At 63.5% G+C, this 13,975-nt stretch carries 14 protein-coding genes; 6 read left to right on the forward strand and 8 right to left on the reverse strand.

The window, feature by feature from the left end; translation table 11 throughout:
- Positions 1-34: 34 nt before the first annotated feature.
- Both NKI61_RS25915 and NKI61_RS25920 read right to left on the reverse strand, forming a co-directional pair.
- On the reverse strand, positions 35-877 hold the full coding sequence (locus tag NKI61_RS25915) for an SDR family oxidoreductase (RefSeq protein ID WP_023699621.1): 843 nt from the start codon (positions 875-877) through the stop codon (positions 35-37).
- 145 nt (positions 878-1,022) lie between these two features.
- On the reverse strand, positions 1,023-1,985 hold the full coding sequence (locus NKI61_RS25920) for a D-amino acid aminotransferase (protein ID WP_023668243.1): 963 nt from the start codon (positions 1,983-1,985) through the stop codon (positions 1,023-1,025).
- 152 nt (positions 1,986-2,137) lie between these two features.
- On the opposite strand from NKI61_RS25920, the gene NKI61_RS25925 reads away from it, so the two are divergent.
- Complete coding sequence (locus NKI61_RS25925) at positions 2,138-2,644, forward strand: hypothetical protein (protein ID WP_023682159.1); 507 nt, start codon at positions 2,138-2,140, stop codon at positions 2,642-2,644.
- A 6-nt stretch (positions 2,645-2,650) separates the two neighbouring features.
- Here the strand turns inward: NKI61_RS25925 and NKI61_RS25930 are convergent, their stop codons facing one another.
- The gene (locus NKI61_RS25930) at positions 2,651-2,965 is read right to left on the reverse strand and encodes a DUF2293 domain-containing protein (protein ID WP_023668245.1); all 315 of its coding nucleotides are present in this window, start codon (positions 2,963-2,965) and stop codon (positions 2,651-2,653) included.
- On the reverse strand, positions 2,962-3,468 hold the full coding sequence (gene tsaA / locus NKI61_RS25935) for a tRNA (N6-threonylcarbamoyladenosine(37)-N6)-methyltransferase TrmO (protein WP_027050634.1): 507 nt from the start codon (positions 3,466-3,468) through the stop codon (positions 2,962-2,964). Before tsaA ends, NKI61_RS25930 begins: the two co-directional genes overlap by 4 nt.
- Positions 3,469-3,635: 167 nt before the next feature.
- Here tsaA and NKI61_RS25940 point away from each other — a divergent pair, with 167 nt between their 5' ends.
- Positions 3,636-4,658 (forward strand): ArsR/SmtB family transcription factor, encoded by a 1,023-nt coding sequence (locus NKI61_RS25940; protein ID WP_023735976.1) that lies wholly within the window; start codon positions 3,636-3,638, stop codon positions 4,656-4,658.
- Positions 4,658-5,575, forward strand: coding sequence for a methylenetetrahydrofolate reductase [NAD(P)H] (gene metF / locus NKI61_RS25945; RefSeq protein ID WP_023682156.1), 918 nt, complete (start codon positions 4,658-4,660; stop codon positions 5,573-5,575). Before NKI61_RS25940 ends, metF begins: the two co-directional genes overlap by 1 nt.
- 449 nt (positions 5,576-6,024) lie before the next feature.
- Here metF and NKI61_RS25950 read toward each other — a convergent pair whose 3' ends face one another.
- Positions 6,025-6,942, reverse strand: a complete 918-nt coding sequence (locus NKI61_RS25950) for a DMT family transporter (RefSeq protein ID WP_352841520.1) — start codon at positions 6,940-6,942, stop codon at positions 6,025-6,027.
- 211 nt (positions 6,943-7,153) lie between these two features.
- Here NKI61_RS25950 and NKI61_RS25955 point away from each other — a divergent pair, with 211 nt between their 5' ends.
- Complete coding sequence (locus NKI61_RS25955) at positions 7,154-8,374, forward strand: alanine racemase (protein ID WP_023668250.1); 1,221 nt, start codon at positions 7,154-7,156, stop codon at positions 8,372-8,374.
- Here NKI61_RS25955 and NKI61_RS25960 read toward each other — a convergent pair.
- Positions 8,371-9,102: an SDR family oxidoreductase gene (locus tag NKI61_RS25960; protein ID WP_352595297.1), complete on the reverse strand. Its 732-nt coding sequence runs from the start codon at positions 9,100-9,102 to the stop codon at positions 8,371-8,373. The genes NKI61_RS25955 and NKI61_RS25960 overlap by 4 nt on opposite strands.
- Positions 9,103-9,233: 131 nt before the next feature.
- On the opposite strand from NKI61_RS25960, the gene NKI61_RS25965 reads away from it, so the two are divergent.
- Complete coding sequence (locus tag NKI61_RS25965; RefSeq protein ID WP_352595299.1) at positions 9,234-10,133, forward strand: LysR family transcriptional regulator; 900 nt, start codon at positions 9,234-9,236, stop codon at positions 10,131-10,133.
- A gap of 53 nt (positions 10,134-10,186) precedes the next feature.
- Here the strand turns inward: NKI61_RS25965 and NKI61_RS25970 are convergent, their stop codons facing one another.
- Together NKI61_RS25970 and NKI61_RS25975 are read right to left on the reverse strand one after the other, a co-directional pair.
- Complete coding sequence (locus NKI61_RS25970; RefSeq protein WP_352803526.1) at positions 10,187-11,416, reverse strand: lytic murein transglycosylase; 1,230 nt, start codon at positions 11,414-11,416, stop codon at positions 10,187-10,189.
- A 32-nt stretch (positions 11,417-11,448) separates the two neighbouring features.
- Positions 11,449-12,246 (reverse strand): glycoside hydrolase family 25 protein, encoded by a 798-nt coding sequence (locus NKI61_RS25975; protein ID WP_023712425.1) that lies wholly within the window; start codon positions 12,244-12,246, stop codon positions 11,449-11,451.
- A gap of 283 nt (positions 12,247-12,529) precedes the next feature.
- On the opposite strand from NKI61_RS25975, the gene NKI61_RS25980 reads away from it, so the two are divergent.
- Positions 12,530-13,909 (forward strand): serine hydrolase domain-containing protein, encoded by a 1,380-nt coding sequence (locus NKI61_RS25980; RefSeq protein WP_352841521.1) that lies wholly within the window; start codon positions 12,530-12,532, stop codon positions 13,907-13,909.
- The last annotated feature ends 66 nt before the right edge of the window (positions 13,910-13,975 follow it).

Here is a 13,975-nt window from a genome sequence, read left to right on the forward strand (position 1 = left end):
CGCCGGGGCGACGCAGCCGGATTTCAAGACGCGCTCAGGCCGCCTTGCGGTTCTTCTTGGCGCCCTGCGCCTCGACGGAAACGTGGTCCCACTTTTCCCACAGCGCGATGCGGTTGGCGTATTCCTGCTTGATCATCGGTAGGCCGCCATCGCCGAAGAAGACGCGCAGCGGCGGCTCGGCCGCGTCGACGATTTCAAGCATCGCCGGTCCGGTGGCCTTGGGGTCGCCGGCGACCGAGTTGGCGCGGCGTTCCGCCATCTTGGCACGGGCCGGCGCGTAAGCCTCGATCGCTTTGGAGACCTTGGCCGAGGCGCCGGACCAATCGGTGGAGAAGCCGCCCGGTTCGACAAGCGTCACATGGATGCCGAATTCGGCGACCTCGATGCTGAGCGACTGGCTGAAGGCTTCGAGCGCCCATTTCGAGGCATGGTAAAGGCCGAGCGAGGCAAAGGCGTTGACGCCGCCGATCGACGAGATCTGCATGATATGGCCGGAGCCCTGCGCCCGCATGATCGGCAAAGCCGCCTGTGTGACCCAGAGCGCGCCGAACACATTGGTTTCGATCTGGTCGCGAGCTTCCTGTTCGCTGACTTCCTCGATGGCGCCGAAATGGCCATAGCCGGCATTGTTGATGACGACGTCGAGCCGGCCAAAGCGCTTGTGCGCCTCGGCGATGGCCGCATCGACAGCCTCCTTGTCGGTGACGTCGAGCTTGATCGCGGCGACATTATCGCCGTATTTCGCGACGAGATCGGCGAGCGTGCCGGCATCGCGCGCGGTTGCGGCGACACGGTCGCCGCGAGCGAGTGCGGCCTCGGCCCAGACTCGGCCAAAGCCTTTCGACGATCCGGTGATGAACCAAACCTTGCTTGTCATGACGTGGAATCCTTGCCCATGCGGGCCGTGAACTGGGAAGCGGAGGCTTCTCCGCTTCCGCGATATACGGTGCGTCGAGCGATTTTCCAGAGGCGAGGGGGAATCTTTTTGGTCACGTCATCGTGTGGAGCAGGACCTTCGCCGGTCAGGGATAGCGCACCGGGCTCGACCAGGCCGGGTCGTCATGCTTTTGCCAGTAGAGCGCCATCAAGCGCTTTGTGATCCCGCCTATCTTGCCGTCGGCGACAGCAGCGCCGTCGATCACTGTCACCGGCATGATGCCGCCGGCGGTGGAAGTGATGAAGACTTCGTCGGCAGCCTTCAGCGCGGCAACGCTGACGTCGACGGCCGTGGTGGGAAGCGCTGCCTCGGCGCAGAGGTCGAAGACGGTGCGCCTGGTGATGCCGGGCAGCACGCCGGCGGCTGGCGTCGACAGCCTGCCGTCCTTGACGCAGAACACGTTGAAGCCGGGGCCTTCGGCGACATTGCCGTTGAAGTCGAGAATCAATGCGGTTTCGGCCCCACGGTCATAAGCGTCGTAGAGGCCGCGCACGAGGTCGAGCCAGTGGTAGTTCTTGATCGCCGGATCGATCGAGACCGGCGGAATGCGCACCTTGTCGCTAATGGCGACATGCAGGCCGCGCCGCAACTGCTCGGCATTGGCGACCGAGCCGAAGGGAACTGCGAAGGCCATGAAGCGGTTGACCGCCTGGCGCGGATCGCGGCTGAAGGTCGGCGAGGCGCCGCGTGTGCACAGCATTTCGACATAGGCGGCGCGATGGCCCGACAGCGCCACGCAATTGTGCAGAATCTCGGCCACACCATCGCGGTCGGACGGGATCGTCATGCGCAGTTTTTGCAAGCCGGCGAAGAAGCGGTCGAGATGCAGGTCGAGTCGGAAGAAGCTCCCGTCCCAGACATGCACGGTGTCGTAGGTGGCGTCGGAATGCAGAAAGCCCCAATCCAGCACCGAGATCTTGGCTTGCGACATCGGCAGATACTGACCATCGAGAAAGGCGATGCCGTCGGGATAGGAATGCGGATCGATATGGCGATCCGACAAAGCCGGCAATGGCACAATGCTACCGGCTGCTGCGCTTCGGTTCATGGCGATTGGTCCCTTCGGCTTGATGCGGCAGATTCAAGCTAGTGGTCCCCTGCAGGCGGCATAGGGCCACCCAACCATCGCTGTTTGTCCTAGGTAGCACATTCGATATGCCCTATGGTCCGGCTTGAAAATATCCGGCCGGGAGGGGCAAAATGGGCAGATCTTTTCGGACCATCAGCTTTGCAATTTTCCTCGTCTTCGTCACTGGCCATGCCTTCGCGCAATGCGCTCGCGAGGGCGAGGCGCTGTGCCAGAACGGCCAGACCTATCGTTGCGAGAAGACGGGCAGCGAGCTGACGCCGATCTTTCAGAACGTGCCTTGCGTGGTCAACGCGGCGGGGCTCAACGGCGTCTGGACCGGCAGCGGTCATCAAAGTCCGGCCGGTGCTGCCGGCGCCGATTGGGCGATCGCAATGACAATCGGCGATGGCGCCGCGTCGATCGACTATCCGTCGCTCGGCTGCGGCGGATCGTTGACCCAGATTTCTCGCGACGACAGTTCGGCGGAATACCGGGAAAACATCAGCTACGGCCAGGACAAGTGCATCGACGGTGGCGGCATCACCGTCCGATTTTTCAAAGGGAACCTGTCCTGGACCTGGGTTGGCCAGGCCGACGGCCAGCCCTACAATGCGGTTGCCGTATTGAAGCGACGGTAGCTGAAGTTATTCCTCTTCGTCCTCTGCATCGAGCAGGCGCGTGGCGCGCCAACGGGTCAGCACCATGTTTGTTTGCTCGATGACGAAGAACCGCGCCGAGTCGCGGTCATAGCCCTCGGCCAGCAGCTTTTCATAGTCGGTATGGCCGTGCCTGATATGGGCGATCGTCGCCAGCCAGACCGCGATGCCCGGCGGCAGCGTCTTCATGTGCACGGCGCCGGCCTCGGTGCGGATTTTCTCCATATCGGCATAGGGCGCCAGGGGCAGCAGTGCGGTCAGCGCCTTGGCGATGGCGCGGCGGCGGCCGGTGGGCGCGCTCATTTTTCGTCACGCCCGGCAATGGTCGCCTCGGGAAAGGCGTCGGTCGAGGCGAAATAGGGCTTGATGTCGATCACCGGGGTGCCGTCGAGCACATCGATGGCGTCGATGGCGATGCGGCCGTGGTCGATGTCGACGGCGATCAGGCCGGCGATATGCAGCCCGACTGGGTTCGGCCGGGCAGGGGAGCGCAGCGAGAAAACGCCTTTCGGCTCAGCCGCATGGCGGGGTCTCTGGACAATCAGTGCCCGCGGCGCGTGATGCAGCCAGGACAGGATGACGATGTGGCTGGCCCGCTCCAGCGCAAGCAGGCCGTCGCGATAGGGTGGGTCGATGAGAACGGTGGCCGCCTGTCCTGTCTCGCGCGCCGCGCGCATGTTCTTCGGGCAGGTTTGCCTGGATGTCCACGGCGAGGCGATGCGGCCGATGAACACGATATGGCCATCCGCCGGCATGTCAGCCGGGTCGGTCTGCAGGAGCTTTTCGCCGTCGCGCGTCTCGAACATGGCTTTCGCCCTAGCACAAGTTTCCAGCCGATCGTCAGGGAAAAGCGGTTCTCTCAGGCGGGGACCATGTGTGCGGCATTTTCTTGTCAGGAAGCGACATAGGCCTTGCCATGTCGTCAAAGCTGACATAAACATATGTTTATATCTTTTTCAACGAGAACGCGCCGATGCATGTTTCGCTCGATACGATGGTGGATACGTTGAAGGCTGCGGCCGAATCGAGCCGGCTGCGCATCCTGGCGCTGCTGTCGCGCGGCGATCTCACCGTGTCCGACCTCACCGAGATCCTCAGCCAGTCGCAACCGCGGGTGTCGCGGCATTTGAAGCTGCTGCTGGAGGCCGGGTTGATCGGCCGCTACCAGGAGGGCTCCTGGGCCTTCTTCCGGCTGTCGGATACGGATTCCGCGCGCGACTTCGTCATGGGGCTGGTCTCTGGCATTCGCGGCGCCGATCCACAGGTCGAGCGCGATCTCGAGCGGTTGGCATCGGTCAAGCGCAAGCGCCAGGACCGTGCCGCCGAGTATTTCTCCGAGAACGCCGCCAGCTGGGATCACATCCGCTCGCTGCATGTGCCGGACCGCGCGGTGGAAGCCGCACTCCTCAAGCTGGTCGGCAAGCGGCCATTCCAGTCGATGCTAGACCTCGGCACCGGTACCGGGCGGCTGCTGGAGATATTTTCGCCGCTCTACCGGCGCGGTGTCGGCATCGACATGTCGCGCGAAATGCTGACGGTGGCGCGGGCCAATCTCGACAAGGCAGGCATCGCCAATGCCCAGGTCCGCCAAGGCGACATTTTCGCGCCGCCGGTCGAGCGCGACGCCTTCGACCTCGTCACCATCCATCAGGTGCTGCACTATCTGGACGATCCCGCCCGCGCCATCCGCGAGGCGGCAAGGCTGCTGCGCCCGTCGGGCCGGCTGGTGATCGTCGATTTCGCGCCGCATGCACTGGAATTCCTGCGCGACCAGCATGCGCATGTCAGGCTGGGCTTTTCCGACCGCCAGATCTCCGAATGGTTTGCCGATGCCGGGCTCGATCTCGAGGATGCCCAGGAATTCGAGCCGCGCGGCGGCAACGAAGCCAGGCTCACCGTCAAGCTGTGGCTCGGCCGCGACCGCCGCATGCTGATGGCCGAGCCTTCAAATGACACCCAACCCACCAAAGCGTACCCTATGGGGGAAATCGCCTGATGAACCAGTTCCGCTTTTCCCGCCGTCCCGACATTGGCGACAAGGTCCGCGTCTCCTTCGAGTTCTTCCCGCCGAAGACCGACGAGATGGAAGCCAGGCTCTGGGACACCGTCACCAGGCTGGAGCCGCTGAAGCCGAGATTCGTCTCGGTGACCTATGGCGCCGGCGGTTCGACGCGTGAGCGCACGGCCCGCACGATCAAGCGCATCCTGAACGAGACGACGCTGACGCCGGCGGCGCACATGACCTGCGTCGACGCCGCCCGCCATGAGGTCGACGCCGTCGTCCGCGAATTCGCCGACATGGGCGTGAAGCGCTTCGTTGCGTTGCGCGGCGATCCGGCGGCGGGTGTCGGTACGGCCTACCGGCCGCATCCCGATGGCTATGCCAATGGCGCCGAACTTGTCGGAGCGCTGAAGGACGCCGGCGATTTCGACATCTCGGTCTCGGCCTATCCCGAAAAGCATCCGGAAAGCCCCGACTTCGCCACCGACTTCGACATGCTGAAGCGCAAGGCGGATAATGGCGCGACGCGGGCGATCACCCAGTTCTTCTTCGACAACGATCTCTACGAGCGTTATGTCGAGAAGGCGCGCCGTGCCGGCATCTACATCCCGATCGTGCCTGGCATCCTGCCGGTGCACAATTTCACCCAGGTCGCCAATTTCTCGGCGCGCTGCGGCGCGCTGGTGCCGGCATGGCTGGCCGAGCGTTTCGAAGGGCTGCACAACGATCCGCAGACGCATGCGCTCGTGGCGTCTGCCGTGGCGGCCGAGCAGGTGCTCGATCTCGTCGAGCGCGGCGTCAGCGACTTCCATTTCTACACCATGAACCGGGCCGACCTGGTGTTTGCCATCTGCCATATGATCGGCATCCGCTCCCATGAAACAGAGGCAGCTGGATCCGCCGCCGCCTGAGCTTCATCGTGGTATGAAATCTGAAATGCAAAAGGCCGGGCGAAACACCCGGCCTTTCGAATTTGTGGGCTATTGCTGCTGTTCTTCCGCTCCGGCGGTTACGGAAGAACACCTATGATAAGGGCGCCAATGAAGGCAAATGCAGCACAGATCATCAATGCGTTGATTGGCCTCGTAAGTCCCATGTCATAGTCTCCTCTTCAAGAGCTATGGGTGGAGTCTAGGGGCATTTGTGCCACAGGCAAGCGGAAAATATGCTGCAATGCGACGCGATTGTGGAATTTGCGACCTGCCACCTGTCGTTAAGCCTTGAAACTCTTCGGCAAAAGCCGCTGGCAGCCTGTGAATAAATTGTGACGCGGCCGTGGCGAAAGCGAGGCATGGCAGCGCTACCAGACCTAAAGCGCGTCGTTGTTCCAAAACCGCTGCGCACTTTTGGTCGACAGGCATTAGCGCCGACCAAACAACCGCCCGTCGATCGTCACCAGGCCAAGCGCGATCAGTGCCATACCGTAGAACTCGAACAGAGCGAGCCGCTCGCCGAGGAACAGGAGGCCGAGCAGGATGGCGCTGGCCGGGACGATGAGGGTGACCAGCGAGGCGTTGGTGGCGCCGGCCGAGGCGACGAGGTTGAAATAGAGGATGTAGGCGAAGGCGGTGGAGAGCAGCGCCAGCGCCAGCACCGCCGTCCAGACCGGCGGCGAGGCCGAGAACAGGCCGGCCGGGCCATAGGTGAGCAGCACCACCGGGATCATGATGATGGTCGACGCCGTCAATTGTCCGGTGGCGATGACCGGCGAGGGCACGCCCTTGAAGCGGCGGGCAATCATCAGCGCGACGGCGTATGACAGCGAGGCGCCGATCAGCGCGAATTTCGCCCAGACCGGGCCGCCGAGCCCGGCCAGCAGGCCGGGGCCGATCATGACAGCGGTGCCGGCGATGCCGAGCCCGATGCCGGCAAGCTTGTTCCAGGAGAGCTTTTCGTCCGCTGTCAGCGCGTTGGCGAGAATCAGCGTCCAGAACGGCGTCGTCGCATTGAGCACCGAGGCGACGCCGGCGCCAAGCGCGGTCTGGCCGGCAAAGATCAGTGAGAACGGGACGACATTGTTGGCGAGCGCCAAAAGGAAAAACAGGCCGGCATGCGGGAAGGCGAGGCGGAAGGACGGACCGCGAATGCCGAGATAGAGCTGCAGTGCAATGGCCGCAATGGCAACGCGAAACAGAACCAGCACCAGCGGGTGCATTTCGGCAACGGCGATGCGCGCAAAGAAGAACGAGCCGCCCCAGATGGCGCCGAGCAGCAGAAGCTGTCCCCAGTCCCTCAGCGTCATCGGTCCGCGCTGCACGGCTGTCGTGGCTATTGCCATCGTGAACGTCCTTCCCCGCGGCATCAATGCCAGCCACTCAGGCAGAAGGCATATCGGGTCCGGCGACAAGAGCCACCCGAAACCTGATTGCTGGCAACAGTGCTGCCAGGAGGGTGCGCCGCTGGGTCAGTGCCCGCCAGACACAGAATTGTTTTCTTTGGCCGCTAGCTTGGATTAATTGTGCGCAGCCGAGAAGTCAGGGGATTCGTCCATGCAGCGATTCGAGAATGCCCGCGAGGCGGCGCTGGCGCTTCGGCCGGACGATCCGGTCTACTGCTTTCGCCCGCAGGTGCTGAAGGCGGATGCCAAACAGTTCATGGGCATGTTTCCCGGCAAGACCGCCTACGCAGTCAAGACCAATGGCGAGCAGATCGTGCTGAAGGCGCTGGTCGAAGCCGGCGTCACCGCCTTCGATGTGGCCTCGCCCGGCGAGTTCGCCGCCGTGCGCGCCGTCTCACCCGACGCCGAGATGCTCTACATGCATCCGGTCAAGGCGCAGTCGGACATCAAGCTTGCGCTGGAAAAATACGCCATCCGCGTCATTTCGCTCGACCATGAGGACGAGATCACCAAGCTGACGCGGGTGGTGCGGGCGCTTGACATCGATCCGGGCTCCATCAGCGTGTTCGTGCGCATCCAGACCAAGGGCTCGGCGGCCTATGAACTGTCAAAGAAATTCGGCGCCGGGCCGGCCTATGCTGTGGAACTCGCCGAGCGACTCAACCGCACCGGCTACAAGGTCGGCCTGTGCTTCCATGTCGGCAGCCAGATCGAGGATCCCGACACCTATGAGCGGGCGCTGGCCTCCGCCGATTGGGTGCGCAACCGGCTGACCTTCGACATTGCGGGGCTCGATGTCGGCGGCGGCTTTCCCGCCGAGTACGGCCATGACCCCAATCGCAAGCAGATCGAGATGCCGTCGCTCGGCCAGATCATGTCGCGGCTGTCGGGCGACCTGAGGGAATACCAGTTCGACCAGATCCCGTTGGTGGCCGAGCCCGGCCGGGTGATCGTGGCGCGCTGCCTGTCGCTGATCGTGCGGGTGCTGCTGCGCAAGGGCAAGCGGCTCTACATCAATGACGGCATCTGGGCGTCGCTGTCGGATTCTTGGACTGGCAAGATCACACTGCCGGCCCGCTTCATCCCCGATCCGGCGATCCGTTCGCGCAATGGCGAGGAGAAGAACATCGTGCCCTTCAAGGTCTGCGGCGCGACCTGCGATTCCGTCGACATCCTGTCGCGGCCGTTCTGGCTGCCGGAAACCGTCGACACCGGCGACTGGATCGAGATCGGCCATATCGGCGCCTATTCGCTGTCGCTGAGAACCCGCTTCAACGGTTTTTATCCCGACACATTTGTCGAGGTGACGACGCCGTTTGACGAAGGCGATGCGCCGCAGGGATTCGCCAGCCTGGAGACGATGGCGGACTAAGCGACCCCGCCACCGGCCTGGATATTCTCGCCGGTCAGCCAGCGGGCCTCGTCGCTGGCCAGGAAGACCGCGACATCGGCAACGTCGCGGGGCGCGCCGATCCTGCCAAATGGAGACATGCCGGCCGCCACGGCGCGATCGCGCTCGGGAAGCAGGTCCGTGTCGGTGAAGCCAGGCGACAGCGCATTCACCGTGATGCCGCGCGGTCCGAGTTCACGCGAGAGCACACGGACGAATTGTTCGACGGCGCCCTTGCTGCCGAGATACAGCGCCGTTTGCGTGAAGAACATCTTGGTGCCGCCGGTGGAGACCGCGATGATGCGGCCGCCGTTTCGCACACGGCGCGCTGCTTCCTGAAGCACGAAGAACGTGCCCTTGGCATTGGTGCCGAAGACATGGTCGAAATCGGCTTCGGTTGCCTCGGTCAGAGGCTTGATGACGGCGACGCCGACATTGGCAACCACGATGTCGACCGCGCCGAACTCACTCTCAGCCTCGTCAAACAGGCGATGAATATCCGAGACGCTTGATATGTCGGCCTGGACGGCGATCGCCTTTCCTCCCTTGCCGGCGATGGCGGCCACGACCTCGTCAGCGGCTTCGTGGTTGCCGACATAGTTGACGACGACGGCAGCGCCCTTGGAGGCGAGTCCTTCGGCGATGGCTCGCCCAATGCCGCGCGAACTGCCGGTGACGAGTGCGGTTTTGCCTTGCAAGGACTTGGGCATGATACGTTTCCTTCAATCATTCAGGCCCGTGCCGGTTTCATCTGACGGGTCCGCTAGTCGAGAAATAGGGCCCTGCAACTGATCAGATAATGGCCTATTATCTGACTAGCTTGTTAATCTAGGGATACACAATGCGCGGTTCTGAATTCACCGAGTTCAAGGCATTCGCCGCAATCGTGGAAGAGCGTAGTTTCGTCCGCGCCGCCGCCCGGCTGCGTGTTTCCCCGCCGGCGCTCAGCCAGTCGATCCGGCAACTGGAGGCTCGCATCGGCGTCAGGTTGCTGAATCGGACGACGCGTAGTGTTTCACCCACTGGTGCTGGCGAGACGCTGTTTGCGCGCCTTGCCGTTGCGTTCGAAGAGCTGGAGGGCGCCGTAGCGGACATTCATGCCGCGCGTGATCGGCCGGCGGGTTCGCTACGAATAAACGTGCCGCGTGTTGCCGCGGTGCGGTTCATCGGCCCGATCCTTGGCGACTTCCAACGCGCCTATCCTGATATCGCGCTGACCGTCATCGTCGACGATACCCTGACCGATATCGTCGAGGGCCGGTTCGACGCCGGGATCCGTCTCGGCGAGCGGCTGCAGAAGGACATGGTGGCGGTCAAGCTCAGCGACGATTTGCAGATGGCGGCGGTGGCCGCCCCGGCCTACCTTGAGGGCCGCGCAACTCCCCGTCATCCCCAGGATCTGCACCAGCACCAATGCATCAACTTCCAATGGCCGGGCGGCGGCAACCTCTACCGGTGGGAGTTTTCTCGCGGCAAGCGGGTTTTGGAAATTGCTGTTCAGGGCAGCCTGACTGTCAACGACACCGAGCTGATGCTGAAGGCGGCGCTGGGTGGAGCAGGCGTCGCCTACATGATCGACTATCAGGTCCAGTCGTGGATCGATGCGGGCAGGCTGATGAGATTTCTAGAGCCCTGGTCGCCCAGCTTTCCAGGCTTCTTCCTGTATCACCCGAGTTCGAGGCACGTCCCCCCGGCTTTGCGGGCATTTGTCGACTTCGTCCGGGCAAGGAGTAGGGAATAGGGAATTCGGCTTGGGGAGCTTCTACTCCCAACCCCAACGCCTACTCACTCTCTTCACAACTTCCCCAAAAGCTCCGGCGTTGGCCAGCCGTCGACCGGCATGCTGAGCCGCATCTGTTCCTTGCGGATGGCTTCGCGGGTGTTGGTGCCCAGAATGCCGTCGACGGTGCCGACGTCATAGCCCCTGGCTTCGAGCTTGGTCTGCAATTCCTTCATCTGGTCGCCATTGAGACCGGTTTCGGGATTGCGCGGGTCGAACTGCTTTGCCCCGGCCAGCCGGCTGGCGAAGTTGGCGGCGGTCAGCGCGTAGGTGAAGGACTGGTTCCATTCGAGATATACGTCGAAATTGTCGTAGGCGAGGAAGGCCGGACCTTTGCGGCCCATCGGCAGTGCCAGGCCGGCCTTCAGGCCATTGTCGATCAGCGGCGTGCCATCGGGGTTGGTGACGCCCCAGGCGGCCCATTGCGACAGCGGCAGCTTGTTGGTGCGGCCGGTCTGCTCCCAAGGCATGTCCTCGGGCACGCGCACTTCCTCGATCCAGGGCTGGTCGCGTTTCCAGCCGCGCGACAGCACCTTGTTGGCCGTGGTCATGATTACGTCGGGTACGCTGCGCCTGAGGTCGACGATGCCGTCGCCGTCGCCGTCGACGCCGCGCGCCAGATAATCGGAAGGCAGGATCTGCGTCTGGCCGATCTCGCCGGCCCAGGCGCCGGTGACGTCGGCCGGAACGACACCGCGATCGATCAGCGTCAACAGCGGCACCAGTTGCGGCCGAAACAGCTGCGGGCGGCGGCAGTCATGCGACAGCGTCACCAAGGCGCTCAGCGTGTGGAAATCGCCCTGTACGGCGCCGAAATCGGTCTCCAGCCCCCAGAAGGCGGTGATGATCGGCGCCTGGACACCGAACTGCTGGTCGGCGCGCGCAAAGATTTCGGCGTATTTCTTCAGATTGGCCGCGCCCTGCTTCAGCCGGTAGGCCGAGATCATGCGGTTGGAGAACTGGATGAAGGTCTGTGCGAAGACGCCCTGGGCGCGATCGCGCGCCAGCACCTTGTCGTCGACGGTGGCGGCTTCCAGTGCGTCAAGGCCCACAGCGCCGACACCGGCCGCCTTGGCTTCCGCCGCCACGCCTTGCTTCCAGGTTTCGAAGTCGCCGCCGCATTCCTGCGCCCCCGCCGGCATCGCCGTAGCGCCGAGCAGCAGGGCCGCGAGCAGCCCGGAGCGCAGGCGGCTCTTCGACTGTTTCCGGCGTAAATATCCCAGTGGTTGCAGGTAGGTGCGCATGGGACGTCGAAAAGCAGGCGGCAGAGCCGGTGTCAACGGGTGTTCTGCCGCAGCCACTTTTTCCAGGCTGACTCAGTGCCGTTGAAGACGTTGATATCGGACTTGCCGGTCATGCCGGGAACGATACCGGTTCCGGTGTATTGCCAGAAGGCGAAGGGGTGGCTGCCGTACTTCTGGCGGGGGTGGCCGGCGACCGAGCGCAGCCAGTAGGGATAGCCGCGGAAGGTCGAAAGGTCGTTATCGTCGAAGAAGTCGACCGAGGTGTAGATGATCGGCTTCTTGCCATAGTGCCGCTCGATCATCTCGAGAAAGGTGGTCATTTCGGCCCGCACCGTTGCCGAATCCGGGCGCAGCCGGCAGGTCGGCGATTGCGGGTTCCACTCCATGTCGAGCACCGGCGGCATGGCCGAGCGGTCGACGGGCACGTTCTGGATGAACCAGCGCGCCTGGGTGGCGGCCGGCGTGCAGAAATAGAAGAAATGGTAGGCCGCGCGCGGAATGCCATTGGCCTTGGTGCGCGACCAATGCTCGTTGAAATACTCGTCGAAACGGTCGCCGCCCTCGGTCGCCTTGATGAAGGCGAAGGAGATGCCGCTGGCCTTGGCCGTCGGCCAGTCGACCGAGGTCTGGTATTTGGAGACGTCGGTGCCGTGAACGGCATAGTTCCAGGGCGCGCCGCTATCCCATTCATGCGGCTTGGAGTCTTCGAAACGCGGTGCGCGCACGGCAACCGTCGGGCTGCTGGATGGCGACATCGAGGGCACGAGATCGCTGGCGGTCGAGCAGGCGGCCAGCAGCGTCAACGTGATGAGGGCCGCAAAACGGCGCATCGCATTTCCCGAGCCGGAATCAGCCGGTCGCTGTTGGGTTGTCGTTGCAGGTGCCCCTCAGGCGATCGCCCCACAGCATCGCCTGATACGCTATTTTCGTGCATGTCGTTGTCCCAAAACCGCTGCGCACTTTTGGGCGACATGCATCAGTGATCGCCGATCATGGTTGATAACAGGTTGACGGCGCTCGACAAGAACACCGATTGTGCGGAAGCAATGGCGGCAAATCGATGACATAAATCGGGCCGCAAGCCACGGCCAGCGGAAAAGCAGGGACGGAAAGATGCGGATCGCCGTGAAGATCATCAAATGGCTGCTCGGCCTGGTCGTGTTGGCCATAGCCGCGCTGTTTGCCTGGCTCTACATCGCTCCGCCCGACCTGATCCGCGTCGGTTCCGGCTATTCCGCCAAGATTGTCTGCTCCAATGTTTTTATCGCCGGCCGTGATCCCAATGAGGTGCTTGCCATCGACGTGCAGGCGCCCGGCCATCCGCTTCTCAAGCTGATGAAGGTGTCGGTCGACAAGAACAGGGGGACCGTCTCGGCCGGGCTGCTTGGCTTCCTCGGCAAGAGCGTTGCCGTTGCGCGCGCCGGCCTGGGTTGCGCCTCGGTTCCCGATGGCGACGTCGGCAAGGCACGGCGCACGTCAATCCCTGCCGAGGCGTCGGTGGCCACCAAGGGCGATCTGTGGCCCGAGGGAGATCGAGTCGATGCCTCGCAAAATCCCGAAATCAACAAGATCCTCGACGGTGCGGCGATGACCGGCATCGGCATGCGCGCCGTGGTGGTGGTCAAAAACGGCCGCATTGTTGCGGAGCGTTATGGCGAGGGCTTTTCGGCGAAAACGCCGCTGCTCGGCTGGTCGATGACCAAGACAGTCAACGCCGCGCTCGTCGGCACGCTGGTCAAGGACGGCAAGATGGCGGTGACCAATCAGGGCCTGTTCGGCTCATGGAAGGCGGACGGCCGCGCTGCCATCAGCCTTGCCGATATGATGGCGATGTCGAGCGGGCTCGAGTTCAACGAGGATTATGGCGACGTTGCCGATGTGACGCGCATGCTCTACCTCGAACCGGATATGGCGGGCTTCGCCGAGGCCAAGCTGCTGACCGGCGACGTCGGCAAGGTCTTTTCCTATTCGAGCGGCACGGCGGTGATGCTGTCGCGGCTGTGGCAGGATGCTATCGGCGACAAGGACAAGGCGCTGATGTGGCCAAGGACAGCGCTGTTGGGGCCGCTCGGCATGCAAAGCGCGGTGCTCGAAACCGACGAGGAGGGTACCTTTGTCGGCTCATCCTACCTCTATGCCACCGGGCATGACTGGGCGCGGTTCGGCCAATTCCTGCTGCAGGGCGGCGTCTGGAACGGCAACCAGATCCTGCCGGCCGGTTTCGTCGACTGGATGCGCGAACCGGCACCGGCCTCGAAAGTCTACGGCAAGGGGCAACTTTGGATCGAAGCCCCGGGGGACGAAGGAAATCCCGGCGCCGGCGTCGCCGCCGGCCTGCCCAACGATACCTACTGGATGGAGGGCCATGACGGCCAGACGGTCGCCATCGTCCCGTCGGAGCAACTGGTGGTGGTGCGGCTGGGGTTGACGCCCGCCAAGCTCGGTTACCGGCCGCAGGTGATGGTCGGCGCGCTGATGAAGGCACTGCGCTAGCTCTCTTTACCCTCCCTTTGATGGGGAGGGTCGGCGCGTAGCGTCGGGGCGGGGTGCCTGGCACTT

This window comes from Mesorhizobium sp. M0514 (assembly GCF_040321145.1).
Lineage (GTDB): Bacteria > Pseudomonadota > Alphaproteobacteria > Rhizobiales > Rhizobiaceae > Mesorhizobium.